The organism is Roseateles sp. P5_E1 (assembly GCF_054049335.1).
The window spans coordinates 1-13268 of the sequence record NZ_JBFUMN010000050.1; the positions used below are offsets into that span (position 1 = coordinate 1).

Genomic DNA, 13268 nt, shown 5'->3' on the forward strand with positions numbered 1-13268 from the left:
GCCGAGGCCCGGGAGCTGGTGATCGACCCTCTGGTGGACGGTGTGACCGGGCTTCAATCGAATGCCACGCAGACGCTGGGCGCGCAACTGGTCAAGCTGATCGGCCAGCAGTACCCGCGCTACAACGTCAAGCCGTTCAACCCGGTCAACGTCGTGCGCGGGCCGCTGATCCTGACCGGGACCTTCACCGGCGTGAATGCCGAGCGCAAGAGCGAGGGCAGGCGCGAAGCCTTCCGGATCTGCCTGGCCCTGGCGGACCTGAAGACCGGCAAGCTGGTCAGCAAAGGCCTGGCCTTCGCGCTGCCCGAGGGCGTAGACACGACGCCGTTGCCGCTGTTCGCCGATTCACCGGCTTGGGCGCCGGACGATGCCACCACCGGCTATGTGCGCACCTGTCAAGGCACCAAGCCCGGCGACGCCATCCACCCGCTGTACATCGACCGCATCGTGACGGCTGCGACCATCGCTGAGGCCAGCGAGGCCTATGCCGCCAAGCGCTATGCGCAAGCCGCCACGCTGTTCGAGACGGCGCTGGCCAGCCCCGGCGGCAACCAGTTGCGCGTGCACACCGGGCTGTACCTCACGCGGATGCGGCTCGGCCAGCGGTCGGCGGCGGCCAAGGCCTTCGGCGACATCGTCGAGCAAGGGCTCGACCAGAAGCGGCTGGGCGTGAAGGTGCTGTTCAAGCCCGGCACCGCGGCGATCTGGTCGCCGCCGGGCACCACGGCGTTGCCTTATGCGATGTGGATGGGCGAGATCGGCCGCCGTGCTGCGGCGCGGCCGAGTTGCCTGGACGTGGTCGGCCACACGAGCGCAAGCGGCGCCGAGCCGGTGAACGAAAGGATTTCGCTGATGCGCGCGGAGATGGTCGCGGGCGAGTTGAAGCGGGTGGCACCCAAGCTGACGCCGCGACTGGCCAGCAGCGGCGTCGGCTCCAGGCAGGCGCTGATCGGCAACGGCCGCGACGACCTGTCCGACGCGCTCGACCGGCGGGTCGAGTTCCTCGTCCACGGCTGTTGAACTCTCGGCTGTCGAGCCGCCACTTCAGATGGCAAAGGCCCACTCGCGGAACTCGGCATGGCGCGGCCGCTGCTCGGCAGCGGCGCGCGCCCGGGCCGCTTCGATCCAGCTCTTGGCCAGCGGCAGGGGGCCGAAGCCGGCCTCGGCATTGATGTGCCCGACCGGGCCGAGATTGCTGTAACTCGCTCCCCAACGGTGCGCCCAACGCGCGGCGCTGGCGGCGCTCATCCACGGGTCAGTGCTGCTGGCGATCAGGCGCGAGCGGCGCGGCAGGCGATGGTGGGGCAGCGACTCGGCGATGCCGAACTTGTCAGGCTCGGCCGGGGCAACGAAAAGGGCCTCGCGAATGGGGGAGTCAGGGTGGTCAGCCAGGTGGCGCGCCAGCGCCAGGCAGCCGAAGCTGTGGGCCACGGCCAGCCATTCCCCTTCACCCGCCACTTCCAGCGTGCGCTGAATGCGCTCGGCCCAGCGCTCCAACTCGGGTTTGCTCGGGTCGCGCTGCGTGACGCGGCGGGCGTCGCGGTACTGCCCCTGCAGCCAGGTTTGCCAATGCGCCGAGCCGCTGTCGTTCAGGCCCGGGATGATGAGAACGCGCGGCGGCTGGTAGGCCATGGCTTACAGCGTCGCGATCGACACTTCGGTGGACTTGACCAGGGCGACGACCTCGCGGCCGACCTCCAGGCCCAGGTCCTTGACCGAGCGTGTCGTGATGACCGAAGTGACGATGTCGCCGTTGCGGGTGAGGACGTCGACCTCGGAGACGACCGGGCCTTCGATGATTTCCTTGATCGTGCCGCGGAACTGGTTGCGCACGTTGATGGCGGTGATGCTCATTGGGTGTTCCTTGAACAGTGGAACCCCCAGTGTGGTCAGGGCCCTGCGATCAAGGAAGGAAGCAATGCGCAGCAGCGCATGCGCGGGCCGAATATGCCAGCCGGGTGCGGCGCGGCTCAGCGGGCCTTGGCCGGGCGCGCGGGCTTGGCTGGCGTTTCGGGCAGCAGCGCTGAGCAATCGGTGACCAGGCCGTCGAGTGAAGGGTGATCGATGCAGTCCTCGTAATCGGCCCGGGTCGGACGCAGCTTCCCGGCTGCGGGCGGATCGAACCGCAGCGCCGTGTCGTTTCGGCGTTTGGCGGCACTGGCAGCGGACTCGGGCACGACAGCCGATGCAGGGCGCGGAAGCCCACAGGCGTGAGCAGGCCGGGTGAGGTGGTAGACGCCGAGGACGGCGAGGGCGGCGAGGCCGATCAGGCGGCGCTGCAGGGCGGGGATGGGCATGGCGGGCTCCTGGCAGGGCCCGCCGGCGGACTTCGTCGACGCTGACCCTTGCCTGGACGGACGCAAACCCGACCAGCAAGCGGACAGCCGGCGGGGGTGACCCCCCTAGATGCCCGCGCCGGCCTCGAACAGACTCAACCGTGCCGCGCTCAGCTTCACGCGCTGCCCGCCTTGCAGCCGCAACGTGTCCGCCTCCTCGCGCGTCAGCTCTGCCTCCAGCGGCTGGCCATCCGGGCCGATCAGCTCCACGCGGGCGCTCGCGCCGAAGGACAGCACGCGCTCCACGGTGGCCGACAAGCCGTGCGCCGATTCGTCGGTCAGGATCTGCAGCTCGTGCGGCCGCGCATAGGCCTGCACTTCGCCGTCACCATGCGCGCCCTGGTGCGGCAACTGGTGCTCGCCCATATGCAGCACACCGCCGCGTGAGTGGCCGACGAAGCGGTTGACAGCACCAAGGAAGCCGTAAACGAAGGGCGTGGCTGGGCGCTCGTAGACCTCCTGCGGCGTGCCAACCTGCTCGACGCGGCCGTGGTCCATCAGCACGATGCGGTCGGCGACTTCCAGGGCTTCATCCTGGTCGTGCGTGACGAAGATGCTGGTGATGTGCAGCTCGTCGTGCAGGCGGCGCAGCCAGCGGCGCAGCTCCTTGCGCACCTTGGCGTCCAGCGCGCCGAAGGGCTCGTCCAGCAGCAGCACGCGCGGCTCGACGGCCAGCGCACGCGCCAAGGCGATGCGTTGGCGCTGGCCGCCCGAGAGCTGGGGCGGAAAGCGGTCGCCCAGCCAGTCCAGCTGCACGAGCTTGAGCAGCTCGGTGACGCGCTTCCTGATCTCGGTCTCGGGCAGGCGCTGCTTCCTGGGCTTCACGCGCAGGCCGAAGGCGACGTTGTCGAACACCGTCATGTGGCGGAACAGCGCGTAATGCTGGAACACGAAGCCGACCTGGCGCTCGCGCACATGCGTGTCCGAGGCGTCCTGGCCGTCCAGCAGCACGCGCCCGCGGTCGGCCTGCTCCAGGCCGGCAATGATGCGCAGCAGCGTCGTCTTGCCGCAGCCCGAAGGGCCAAGAAGAGCCACCAGCTCGCCGGTCGGGAATTCCAGCGACACGTCACCCAAGGCGGTGAAGTTGCCGAAGCTCTTGTGGATGTTCTGAACCTGGATACCCATCATTCGCTCCCGTGCGACGACTGGCTGGCGCGCCACTCGATGAATTGCTTGATCACCAGCGTCACCAGCGCCAGCAGCGCCAGCAGCGAGGCCACGGCGAAGGCGGCCGCGAACTGGTATTCGTTGTAGAGGATCTCGACGTGCAAAGGCAGCGTGTTGGTCAGGCCGCGAATGTGGCCAGAGACGACCGACACCGCGCCGAACTCGCCCATGGCGCGTGCATTGCACAGGATGACGCCGTACAGCAGGCCCCACTTGATGTTGGGCAGCGTGACGCGGCGGAAGGTCTGCCAGCCGCTGGCGCCGAGCACAGTGGCCGCCTCTTCCTCGTCGCGCCCTTGCGCCTGCATCAGCGGGATCAGCTCGCGGGCGACAAAGGGGAAGGTCACGAAGACGGTCGCCAGCACGATGCCAGGCACGGCGAAGATGATCTTCACGTCGTGAGCCTGCAGCCAGGGGCCGAACCAGCCCTGGGCGCCGAAGATCAGCACATACATCAGGCCGGCCACGACGGGTGAGACCGAGAAGGGCAGGTCGATCAACGTGATCAGCAGCTGCTTGCCGTGGAACTCATGCTTGGCGATCAGCCACGACGCGCTCAGGCCGAACACCAGGTTCAACGGCACCGCGATGGCCGTGGCGATCAGCGTCAGTTTGATGGCGGAGAAGGTTTCCTCTTCGGCGATGGACGCGAAGTACACCTCCCAGCCCTTGCGCAGCGCCTCGGTGAAGACGGCGACCAGCGGCAGCAGCAGGAAGACGGCGAAGAAGGTCAGGCCCAGCGCCAGCAGCGTGAATCGCACCGCGGGCGATTCGCGCGTGGCCGGGTTGTCCTGATACTTGGCGCGGGCGCGCGGTGGCGCAAGGTGCAAAGCCGTGCTCATCTCGCCTCCCGCCGGGCCGCCCCAAGGGAGGCGCGCCCCCTCGGGGGGCAGTGAACGAAGTGAACGTGGGGGCTCATCATTTCCTCGTCCCCCGGCGCGAACTCCAGGCCTGCAGGCCGTTGATGGCCAGCAGCAGCACAAAGCTGACGATCAGCATGACGGCCGCGATCGCCGTGGCGCCCACGTAGTCGTACTGCTCCAGCTTGGCAATGATCATCAGCGGCGTGATCTCGCTGACCATGGGGATGTTGCCGGCGATGAAGATGACCGAGCCGTACTCGCCGACGGCGCGCGCAAAGGCCAGCGCGAAGCCGGTCAGCAAGGCGGGCAGCAGCGTGGGTAACACGACATAGCGGAAGGTCGTCCAGCGCTGGGCGCCGAGTGATGCCGCGGCTTCTTCCAACTCGGTCTCCATGTCCTCCAGCACCGGCTGCACCGTGCGCACGATGAAGGGCAGGCCGATGAAGATCAGCGCCAGCAGGATGCCCAGCGGCGTGAAGGCGATCTTGATGTCGTACTTGGCGAAGAGGGCGCCGACCCAGCCGTTGGGTGCGTACAGCGCCGTCAAGGCGATGCCGGCGACGGCCGTGGGCAGGGCGAAGGGCAGGTCGATGAGGGCGTCGACCAGCTTCTTGCCCGGGAACTCGTAGCGGACGATGCACCAGGCCAGGATGAGACCGAAGAAGAGGTTGATGAAGGCGGCGATCAGGGACGCGCCGAAGCTCAGGCGGTAGGAGGCCATCACGCGGGGCGCGGTGGCGGCGGCCCAGAAGGCGTCGAAGCCGTGGCCCGAGGACTTCAGGAAGACCGCTGCCAGCGGCACCAGCACGATCAGCGACAGATAGAACAGCGTGAAGCCCAGCGTCGGCGCGAAGCCGGGCAGCACGCGGCGGCGCGTGAAAGACGCGCGGGCAGGCCGGCCGGCCCGCGCAAGGTCGGCCGTGGGAGTCGCTGCGTTCAACGCTTGATCCCCGCCATCACCTGGTCGAAGCTGCCGCCGTCGGCGAAATGCTGCTTGCTGACCTTCGCCCAGCCGCCCAGCGTCTGGTCCACCGTGAAGAGCTTGATGTTGGCGAAGCGTTGTGCGTGCTTCTTGAAGATGGCCGGGTCGCGCGGACGGAAGTTGTTCTTGGCGATGATTTCCTGGCCTTCCGGGCTCCAGTGGAAATCGAGGTAGGCCTTGGCCAGTGCCGCGCTGCCTTTCTTGGCCGCGACCTTGTCGACGATGGCCACCGGCGCGTCGGTCTCGATGGAGATGCTGGGGTTGACCTGCTCGAACTGGCCCTTGCCGAACTCGTTCTCGATCAGTTCGACCTCGGCCTCGAAGGTGACGAGCACGTCACCGATGCCGCGCTGCGTGAAGGTCGTCGTTGCGCCGCGGCCGCCACCGTCCAGTACCGGCACGTTGGTCAGCACCTTGGTCACCAGCTCCTTGGCCTGGGCCTCGCTGCCGCCGGTGGCGATGACGCTGCCCCAGATGGCCAGATAGCTGTAGCGGCCGTTGCCGGTGACCTTGGGGTTGGGGATGATGACCTGCACGCCAGGGCGGGCCAGGTCGCTCCAGTCCTTGATGCCCTTGGGGTTGCCCTTGCGCACGAGGAAGGTCATGGTCGACGAATAGGGCGCCGCGTTGTTCGGGAAGCGGCTGCGCCAGTCGGCCGGCGTCAGGCCGGCGCTGGCGAGCTGGTCGACGTCAGTGGCCTGGTTCATCGTGACGACGTCGGCCTCCAGGCCGCCGATGACGGCACCGATCTGCTTGCTGGAGCCGCCGTGGCTCTGGTTGACGGTCACGGCCTGGCCCTTGGCCTTCTGCGCGGCAACGAAGGCCGGGTTGATCTGCTTGTAGAGCTCGCGAGCGACGTCGTAGGAGACATTGAGCAGCGTCGCGTCCGAGGCCAGGGCGGGCAGGGCGGCCGTGGCGGCCATCAGCGCGACCAGGGCACGGCGGGTGGGCAGGAAAGGGGGCATGACTGGGCCGTCGGGTGAACGAAAGCCGAGAGGGTGCCCAAAGTCTCTTATTCGCGGAAGGACAGTTTTCTTATTTCCTTATTCGTTCCAAGGCATTGAGTGGCGCGCTGCTTGCTAATCTCATGAGCATGCCGTTTGCCCTTGACCACCCCTCGACCGCCTCGCTGCTGCTGGAAAGCACGGGTGAAGGCATCTTCGGCATCGACATGGCCGGCTGCTGCACCTTCGTCAACCGTGCCGCCTGCGAGGCCCTGGGCTGGCGCACGGAACAGGTGCTGGGCCGCAACATGCATGAGCTGATCCACCACTCGCGAGAAAGTGGTGCCCACTATCCGGAGTGCGACTGCCCCATCTTCAACGCCTTTCGCCGTGGCGAGCCCTGCCGCATTGACGACGAGGTGCTGTGGCGGGCCGACGGCAGCGCTTTCCCCGCCGAATATTCGAGCTATCCCGTCATCGAGGCCGGGGAGGTGCAGGGCGCCGTCGTCACCTTCGTTGACATCTCGGCGCGCCGCCAGGCCGAGGCGCTGCTGCGCGCCAGCCACGACGAGTTGGAGCAGCGCGTGGCTGGGCGCACCGCCGAGCTGCGCGAGCTGGCCCACCACCTGGAGGCCGTGCGCGAGACCGAGCGCAAGCGCATCGCCCGCGAGATCCATGACGAACTCGGCTCGCTGCTCGTCGCGCTGAAGATGGACCTGGACTGGCTGGCCCGCCGCGTCGGCGATGCGGCGCAGCGCGAGCCTATGGTGGACAAGTGCCAGCGCATGGGCAGCCTGGTGGACACGGCGGTCGACTCGGTCGGCCGCATCATCACGGACCTGCGCCCCAGCATCCTGGACCACCAGGGCCTGTGGGCGGCGCTGGAGTGGCAGGCCCAGGAGTTTGAACTGACCGGCAGCGACGAGCGCCAGGTCGACTTCAAGATGCACGTGGCCGCCGACGTGGTGCCGCCGGAAGGGGGCCTGGCCATCGCGGTGTTCCGCATCTTCCAGGAGGTGCTGTCCAACATCGCCCGGCACGCGCGGGCGCGGCACGTGGCCATCCGCCTCGACGTGGACGCGCCGCCGGGGCCGGTGCTCTACCTGCAGGTGCGCGACGATGGCGTGGGCGCCGCGCCCGAGGCGCTCAACGATGCGCGCAGCTACGGCGTGCTGGGCATGCGCGAGCGGGCGGGACATTTTGGCGGGCGAGTGGGCATCGAGAGTTTTCCAGGGCGGGGCACCACCGTCAGGCTCGTCATGCCGTTGGAGCAAGCATGAAGCCCCTCGTCCAAGGAATACCTTGGCCGGGACCGCGCTGCGGCCAGTGGCCGCAGCGCTTCGGCAGGCACAACGCGCCCACTGGGCGCGTTATGTCCGGCCTCAGCCCCCGGGGGGACGGCGATGCTTGCCGGATTGACCGGCAAGCACATCGCCCGGACGGGCCGRCTTGGGAGCGGCCCGGCGCTCGGCCCGTGGAGGACAAATGATCCGTGTGTTGATCTGCGACGACCACCTGATCGTCCGCCAAGGCATCAAGCAGGTGCTGGCTGAAGCCGAGGATGTGCAAGTGGTCGGTGAGGCTGCCAACGGCCCGGACGCCATCCAGCGAGTGCGCGTCGGTGGGGTCGACGTCGTGCTGCTGGATATCGCCATGCCTCAGCGCGACGGCCTGGACATCCTGAAGGCGCTGAAGTCCGAGTTCCCGAAGCTGCCGGTGCTGATGCTGTCCACCTATCCCGACCGCCAATACGCCGTGCGCAGCTTGAAGCTTGGCGCGGCCGGCTACCTGAACAAGAGCGCGGACAGCGAACAGATGATCGACGCGGTGCGCAGCGTCGCCCGCGGCAAGCTCTTCATCACGCCCAGCGTGGCCGAGCAGCTGGCCGGCGCCATCGGCGCGGGCGGGCCGGGCGGAGGCCGGCAGGCGGACGACACGCAGCCGCTGCACGAACTGCTGTCGCACCGCGAATACCAGGTCTTCAAGCTGCTGGCGGCCGGCCGCAGCGTGGGCGAGATCGCCGAACAGCTGGTGCTCTCGCCCAATACCGTGTCCACCTACCGCGCCCGGGTGCTGGAGAAGATCGGCGTGCGCAACGATGTCGAGCTGGCGCTGTTCGCGGTGCGCATGGAGCAGGCGGAATAGGACCGCTTCCCGAGAAGTGAAACCGTGTTTCGTTTTGCGCGGTACATTGCCGACCGCATGCATCACCGCGCCGGTCGGCGCACAGAGAGAACTTCATGAGCGCCACCCAGCAAATCGCCGAAGCCTTCACCGCCGCCCGCGCCGCCGGCCTTGCGATCGAAGCCTACCCCGGCACGCCGCCCGCGACGCTGGCCGAGGCCTATGCCATCCAGGCCGCCGCCATCGCACGCTGGCCCGATGCGGTCAAGGGCTGGAAGGTCGCCCGTGTGAACCCGGCGTTCGCGGCGCAGTTCCCTGAAGAGCGTCTCATCGGGCCCGCCTTTGCCGCCAACGTCCACCACGTGGCGCAAGGTGTTGCCGCGCAATGCCCGGTCTTCGAAGGCGGCTTTGCGGCGGTCGAGGCCGAAGTCGTCATCGTCGTCGCGGCCGACGCGCCGGCAGGCAAGGCCGACTGGACGGCCGACACCGTCGCCCCGCTCGTCAAGTCCATGCACATCGGCGTGGAAGTCGCCAGCAGCCCGCTGGCGACGCTGAACGACATCGGCCCGGGGGCAGTCATCTCCGACTTCGGCAACAACTGGGGCGTCGTCGTCGGTGCCGAGATTGCCAACTGGCGCGAGCTGGAAACCATCGATGTGGAGACCTTCATCGATGGCCAGTCGGTCGGCACCGGCAAGGTCGCCATCAAGCCAGGGCCTCTCGGCGCGCTGGCCTTCACGCTGAACAAGCGGGCCCAGCAGGGCGAGATCCTGCGCGCCGGCGACGTCATCTCGACCGGCATGATCACCGGCGTGCACGACATCCGCATCGGCCAGCAGTCGCGGCATGTGTTCGCCGGCGTGGGCGAGGTGCAGGTGCAGATCACGCGTGCGGCGGGCGCGGGTCGCTGATCCAGATCACGGTGCTGATCGCCTCAAGCGAGTGCGCGCTCATCGCGCTCATTCAAGCCGCGGGGATCGCTTCACGGCAGCTTCTGCATTCCTCGCTGCACGGCCAGTTCCGCGACCTTCCGGCCGAGAGCCGTGGCGTGCTCATCAGCCGTCCGGGTGTGAATGCCTGCCCAGATCCGGGCATTCTCGATCTCCGTCGCCGCCTGGGAGAAGCTGCTGAAATGACGCGTCAGCGCGTTGTTGAAGGTGGCGCTGAAGGGCACGCCGTCGTTGCCGAACAGCAGTTGGAGCGACCTGGACCAGGCGCCTGACGTCGCCGAATGGCCGGAGAGGTAGTCCGGGTGCGGCGGCGTGTTGATCAACGGCTCCCAGGTCGGGTCCGCATTGCTCGAAGCGGCGCGGATGGCCGTCACCGGGCGCCAGGTGCCCATCTTGCGCTTGACCTCCCAGCTGGCGATCACGGCGTCGAGCGCGGCCATGTTGATGATGGCGAAGATCCGGGCGTTCTCCGGCGTCGACGTGCCCTTGGCACTGGCGGCGGCGCGCGCGGCGGCGTTCCACATCTGGCCGCCGTTTATCAGCGTGAAGATGGCCGCCGCCGTCTGGTCGGCAGTTCGCTCGGTGGAGTTGCGCCCGCCCAGGCGCCTCACCTCGTCGAGTTCCTTGGCGTATTGCACACTGTCAATCGCCAACGGGCCGGGCGCCGTCACTTCCGCCGCTGATTTGAGGAAGAAGGGCTTGACCTCGGCCCAGTGGATCGAGGCAAAGCCGCCCATCGAGGGCGGCGCCGGCTGCCAACTGCCTCGGGCGGTGGCTGGCGTGTAGACGACGCGGGCGTTCCAGCCGTCGCTGCTGCGCATGGCGATGCATTGCTCGGCGACCTGGCGGCCCAGCGCGCTGCCATCGCTCTTGCCGGCGCCATCGGGCACCTTGGCAAGCGAGGCCTGCAATGCGGCGTCGAGTGCAGGCTTTTGCAGCGGGTAGATCGACGCCAGCACCGCATGCGCCGCCGATGCCGCCGCCGCCTCGGCCGATGCGCCGGCCGGTGCCGCGGGGGCGGGACTCATGTAGGCCTGGTGCGTGCGCGTGATGGCGTTGACGGCGTCGAACATGGCGACATGCGTGAGGGCCAAGGCACGCATCTCGACTTGCGGCGTGCTGGACGCCGTGAGGCCGAGCGCCGTGACGTTCCAGTCCGTGACAACGTCGGCTCGCGCCGAATGCAGGGCAGTCGCCAGCACGGCGGCCAGCAGGCATCTCCAAGCGGCAAATGTCATCGCGGCTCCTTTGCAGTCGACGCTGCGAGGCTCCGCCCGCCCTGGTGGCCCAGCAACCCCTAGAAGGCGGCGCAATGGCTCGGTGTCCTCTCGGTTGAGGATTGCCGCGGGGGATGCGAGCGTCAGTCCAGCATTGCCACTGGCCCTCCGGCATTGCGGTCGTCAACGGCCGTCGTAGGCGAATGAACAAACGAAACAAACGCCCGTCCGGCCTGAAACCGCTGCGCGACAGGCGGCAGGCACAGTGCGATGCCTTGGTTCCAGGAGACCGTCATGCCTTCACAACCTTTCCGCGCATCCTCCGCTCGCCGCGTGCTGGTCGCACTCGTTGTCGCTTTCGCCTTCGGTTCAGGCCTGGCCCATGCGGCGGATGCCGAGCAAGGCATCGAGCAGGCGCTCAACGCAGCGCTGCAGGACAAGCGCGGCATCACGCTCTATGTGAACGGGCAGGCGATCTCGGGCGCCGTGACGCGCATCGAGCCGGGCCGCTGGGTGGAACTGCGCAACCAGCAGCACGGCCGCATCCTCGTGCGGCTGGACCGCATCGACGGCATTGCGGCGCCCTGAGGGGCGCCCGCGTTCAAGCCTTGCTCAGGCGGGCCGCCACCTCCGGCGGCAGCGGCATGAACTCGCGCATGTCCTGCGCGCAGCGGCAGGCGGCGGCGATCTTGGCGGCCCAGTGGTGGGCGGCTTCCCGGTCGGGCACGTCGACACGGTGAAGCCGGGGATGGCGCTCTGTCTACACGCCCAGATACCTGCCGGGTTTGTGGTTCAGTGTGAGGATGGCGCCGATGGCCACCGCGCCAACGACTGACTGCAGAACCCGAACGGGCGGCACGGTGAAAAGCGCTGCAAGCACGACCAGGACATCGACCGACATCTGAATCTTTCCTGCACTCAGACCCTTGGTTTGCTGGAGCCACTGCGCCACGATATTGACGCCGCCGACGCTCGCCTGATGACGAAGCAGGGCCAGGAGGCCGAATCCGACGAGAAAGCCACCAAGTACCGCGGCCACCCAAGGGTTCAGGAACTCGAAGCGGACCACCCTGGGTGCCAACGCCGTACAGGCGGAAACCAGCGAGACGGCAAGGAGGCTTTTGAGCGTGAACTCTCTGCCGAGGCGCTGCCAGGACAGCAGGAAGAACGGCAGGCTGAAGGCGAAGAAGCACAGCGCCAGACTGAGGCCGCTGGTGTAGCTGGCGAGGAAGGCAACTCCCGCGACCCCTCCCGTCAGCAGGCCGGCATGTGCAAACATGGTGAGGCCCAAGGCGACGAACAACGAGCCCGCTATTAGTGCATGGCCGTCGTCAAGCCAGGTGTGAACGGGCGGTTCTGTTGAAGTTCGATCCATGCCGTCACACAAGCACACAGCGTGCCGTCGCGGCAATCACCGGGTGTGGGTACTGAACCCCAACAGACGCGGAGGCGCTGATCGTGTTGGGGTTCACTACGCTCACCCCACGAGCTGATCCAGGGCGCCAAGTCGGCCGTGATGACCGCGCATAAACGCAGCGACAAGATCTCGCAGTGGCTGGTGCAGTTGCTCGCCCGCGTGGGCTGGCAAAAGGCGGTGGTGGCGCTGGCCAACAAGAACGCGCGCATCGTCTGGGCGCTGCTCGCCAAAGGGCGAGAGTTCGATCCGAATTACGTGTCGGTCAAGCCTGGCGAAGTGCCGCCGATACCGGTCCTGGCGCAGGCCTGAACGCATTCCCCGACGAACAAGTTCTTCCGGTAGACGTGCGTTCGAAGATGCAATTCACAGGTCAGACCGGCAGCAGGCAAGCTCGACTAACCGGGTGCCGCGCCAATTGTGGCGACGGCGGCGAGTGAATGGAGCCCTGCTGAGCGGTTGGTATCTGGGCCCAAACCGAATCCCGAGTGCAACAAGGCCGCCTGTAGATGATGTGCAGTCTGTTCTCTGTGGCGCTGCATCAAATCGAATGCAAGTCTTGATGGGAAAACAGCAAAGGCGTGATTAACCGGGAAGTCCCTGTAGCGCGGTTAGGCAAGCAATCGATCCTCTGAGCCTGGATTCCAACGATACTTATATTTTTCTTTATCGGCTTCCAGCAGTCCAAGCACAACAAGTCTGTCAATGGTCTCATACAGAAACATACTTGCTGCATTATCTGTACAGAGCACACCCTTGTACTCACGAAATTGATCATAACTACCGTCATCTGGCTGAAAAAGGCCAAGGCAGATACCGAGCTTGTAGGCTGTTATATCAGGATCTTCCCATTCGAGGAGATTTTCCTTTAGGGCTCCTGCAATTGGTGCTAGCAGTGAATCCAAGTGCACTCCTTTGCTTAACGTGCGAGTTGTGGGGCGGCGGAGCCGTCCCACACCAATGACCAGTTAGACGTCACCGCGTCCATAGGTGAGTTGCCACAACGGAGAGAACAAGCCCTGCCGCTGCCCAGAACGAAATACTCAGCTTACGGGCAACTACAGCACCCCGCGCAACTAGCGTCGGGTCCTCGAACTGCGTGAACTCTCCATTTCGAAGCTTGTGAAGCTGCTCTCGCTGAAATGCATTGTTCCCTCCGTCGTCTTGACCCTTCAAGCTGTGGAGCTCAGCGGTTCGCCCAGTCGCCGCTGCTACTAGCTCGCAGTACGAGTAGAACTGCAACATCGCAGGGACCGCGAAGGCGGCATACG

At 66.8% G+C, this 13268-nt stretch carries 16 protein-coding genes and 1 pseudogene; 6 read left to right on the forward strand and 11 right to left on the reverse strand.

Going from position 1 to position 13268, the window contains the following annotated elements; genetic code table 11:
• Positions 1-1020: OmpA family protein (locus ACXJKJ_RS24435; RefSeq protein WP_457393218.1), on the forward strand; the 1020-nt coding region annotated here is incomplete at its 5' end.
• Positions 1021-1044: 24 nt separating this feature from the next.
• On the opposite strand, the gene ACXJKJ_RS24440 is transcribed toward ACXJKJ_RS24435, so the two are convergent.
• From ACXJKJ_RS24440 to ACXJKJ_RS24470, 7 genes are all read right to left on the reverse strand, one after another.
• Positions 1045-1632 carry an RBBP9/YdeN family alpha/beta hydrolase gene (locus ACXJKJ_RS24440; RefSeq protein WP_457393220.1) on the reverse strand — a complete coding sequence of 196 codons (588 nt, stop codon included), beginning with the start codon at positions 1630-1632 and terminating at the stop codon, positions 1045-1047.
• A gap of 3 nt (positions 1633-1635) precedes the next feature.
• A complete protein-coding gene (locus tag ACXJKJ_RS24445; protein ID WP_056197604.1) occupies positions 1636-1854 on the reverse strand; it encodes a TOBE domain-containing protein in 219 nt (72 codons plus the stop codon).
• 116 nt (positions 1855-1970) lie between these two features.
• A complete protein-coding gene (locus ACXJKJ_RS24450) occupies positions 1971-2297 on the reverse strand; it encodes a hypothetical protein (RefSeq protein WP_056197602.1) in 327 nt (108 codons plus the stop codon).
• 105 nt (positions 2298-2402) lie between these two features.
• Positions 2403-3461 carry a sulfate/molybdate ABC transporter ATP-binding protein gene (locus tag ACXJKJ_RS24455; RefSeq protein ID WP_056199536.1) on the reverse strand — a complete coding sequence of 353 codons (1059 nt, stop codon included), beginning with the start codon at positions 3459-3461 and terminating at the stop codon, positions 2403-2405.
• Positions 3461-4345, reverse strand: a complete 885-nt coding sequence (cysW, locus tag ACXJKJ_RS24460) for a sulfate ABC transporter permease subunit CysW (RefSeq protein ID WP_457393223.1) — start codon at positions 4343-4345, stop codon at positions 3461-3463. The genes ACXJKJ_RS24455 and cysW overlap by 1 nt, the downstream gene beginning before the upstream one ends.
• Positions 4346-4421: 76 nt before the next feature.
• The gene (gene cysT / locus ACXJKJ_RS24465) at positions 4422-5231 is read right to left on the reverse strand and encodes a sulfate ABC transporter permease subunit CysT (RefSeq protein WP_457393275.1); all 810 of its coding nucleotides are present in this window, start codon (positions 5229-5231) and stop codon (positions 4422-4424) included.
• Between the two features lie 71 nt (positions 5232-5302).
• Entirely contained in the window at positions 5303-6313 is a 1011-nt protein-coding gene (locus ACXJKJ_RS24470) for a sulfate ABC transporter substrate-binding protein (RefSeq protein ID WP_457393226.1), read from the reverse strand.
• A 128-nt stretch (positions 6314-6441) separates the two neighbouring features.
• Here ACXJKJ_RS24470 and ACXJKJ_RS24475 point away from each other — a divergent pair, with 128 nt between their 5' ends.
• The 3 genes from ACXJKJ_RS24475 to ACXJKJ_RS24485 all read left to right on the forward strand — a co-directional run bounded on the left by ACXJKJ_RS24475 (position 6442) and on the right by ACXJKJ_RS24485 (position 9327).
• Positions 6442-7572 (forward strand): PAS domain S-box protein, encoded by a 1131-nt coding sequence (locus ACXJKJ_RS24475; protein WP_457393229.1) that lies wholly within the window; start codon positions 6442-6444, stop codon positions 7570-7572.
• Positions 7573-7777: 205 nt separating this feature from the next.
• On the forward strand, positions 7778-8437 hold the full coding sequence (locus ACXJKJ_RS24480; protein ID WP_457393232.1) for a response regulator: 660 nt from the start codon (positions 7778-7780) through the stop codon (positions 8435-8437).
• Positions 8438-8532: 95 nt separating this feature from the next.
• Positions 8533-9327: a hypothetical protein gene (locus ACXJKJ_RS24485; RefSeq protein WP_457393235.1), complete on the forward strand. Its 795-nt coding sequence runs from the start codon at positions 8533-8535 to the stop codon at positions 9325-9327.
• A gap of 71 nt (positions 9328-9398) precedes the next feature.
• On the opposite strand, the gene ACXJKJ_RS24490 is transcribed toward ACXJKJ_RS24485, so the two are convergent.
• The gene (locus ACXJKJ_RS24490; RefSeq protein WP_457393237.1) at positions 9399-10604 is read right to left on the reverse strand and encodes a vanadium-dependent haloperoxidase; all 1206 of its coding nucleotides are present in this window, start codon (positions 10602-10604) and stop codon (positions 9399-9401) included.
• Positions 10605-10877: 273 nt separating this feature from the next.
• On the opposite strand from ACXJKJ_RS24490, the gene ACXJKJ_RS24495 reads away from it, so the two are divergent.
• Complete coding sequence (locus ACXJKJ_RS24495; protein ID WP_457393239.1) at positions 10878-11171, forward strand: hypothetical protein; 294 nt, start codon at positions 10878-10880, stop codon at positions 11169-11171.
• A 13-nt stretch (positions 11172-11184) separates the two neighbouring features.
• On the opposite strand, the gene ACXJKJ_RS24500 is transcribed toward ACXJKJ_RS24495, so the two are convergent.
• Both ACXJKJ_RS24500 and ACXJKJ_RS24505 read right to left on the reverse strand, forming a co-directional pair.
• The gene (locus tag ACXJKJ_RS24500; RefSeq protein WP_457326320.1) at positions 11185-11310 is read right to left on the reverse strand and encodes a hypothetical protein; all 126 of its coding nucleotides are present in this window, start codon (positions 11308-11310) and stop codon (positions 11185-11187) included.
• Positions 11311-11343: 33 nt separating this feature from the next.
• A complete protein-coding gene (locus ACXJKJ_RS24505; protein WP_056197583.1) occupies positions 11344-11958 on the reverse strand; it encodes a YitT family protein in 615 nt (204 codons plus the stop codon).
• 114 nt (positions 11959-12072) lie between these two features.
• Between ACXJKJ_RS24505 and ACXJKJ_RS24510 the strand changes: the two are divergent.
• Positions 12073-12309 (forward strand): annotated as a pseudogene (locus ACXJKJ_RS24510) (IS110 family transposase); the annotation flags it as partial.
• Positions 12310-12608: 299 nt separating this feature from the next.
• On the opposite strand, the gene ACXJKJ_RS24515 reads toward ACXJKJ_RS24510, so the two are convergent.
• Complete coding sequence (locus ACXJKJ_RS24515; protein ID WP_457393242.1) at positions 12609-12902, reverse strand: hypothetical protein; 294 nt, start codon at positions 12900-12902, stop codon at positions 12609-12611.
• Between the last annotated feature and the right edge of the window lie 366 nt (positions 12903-13268).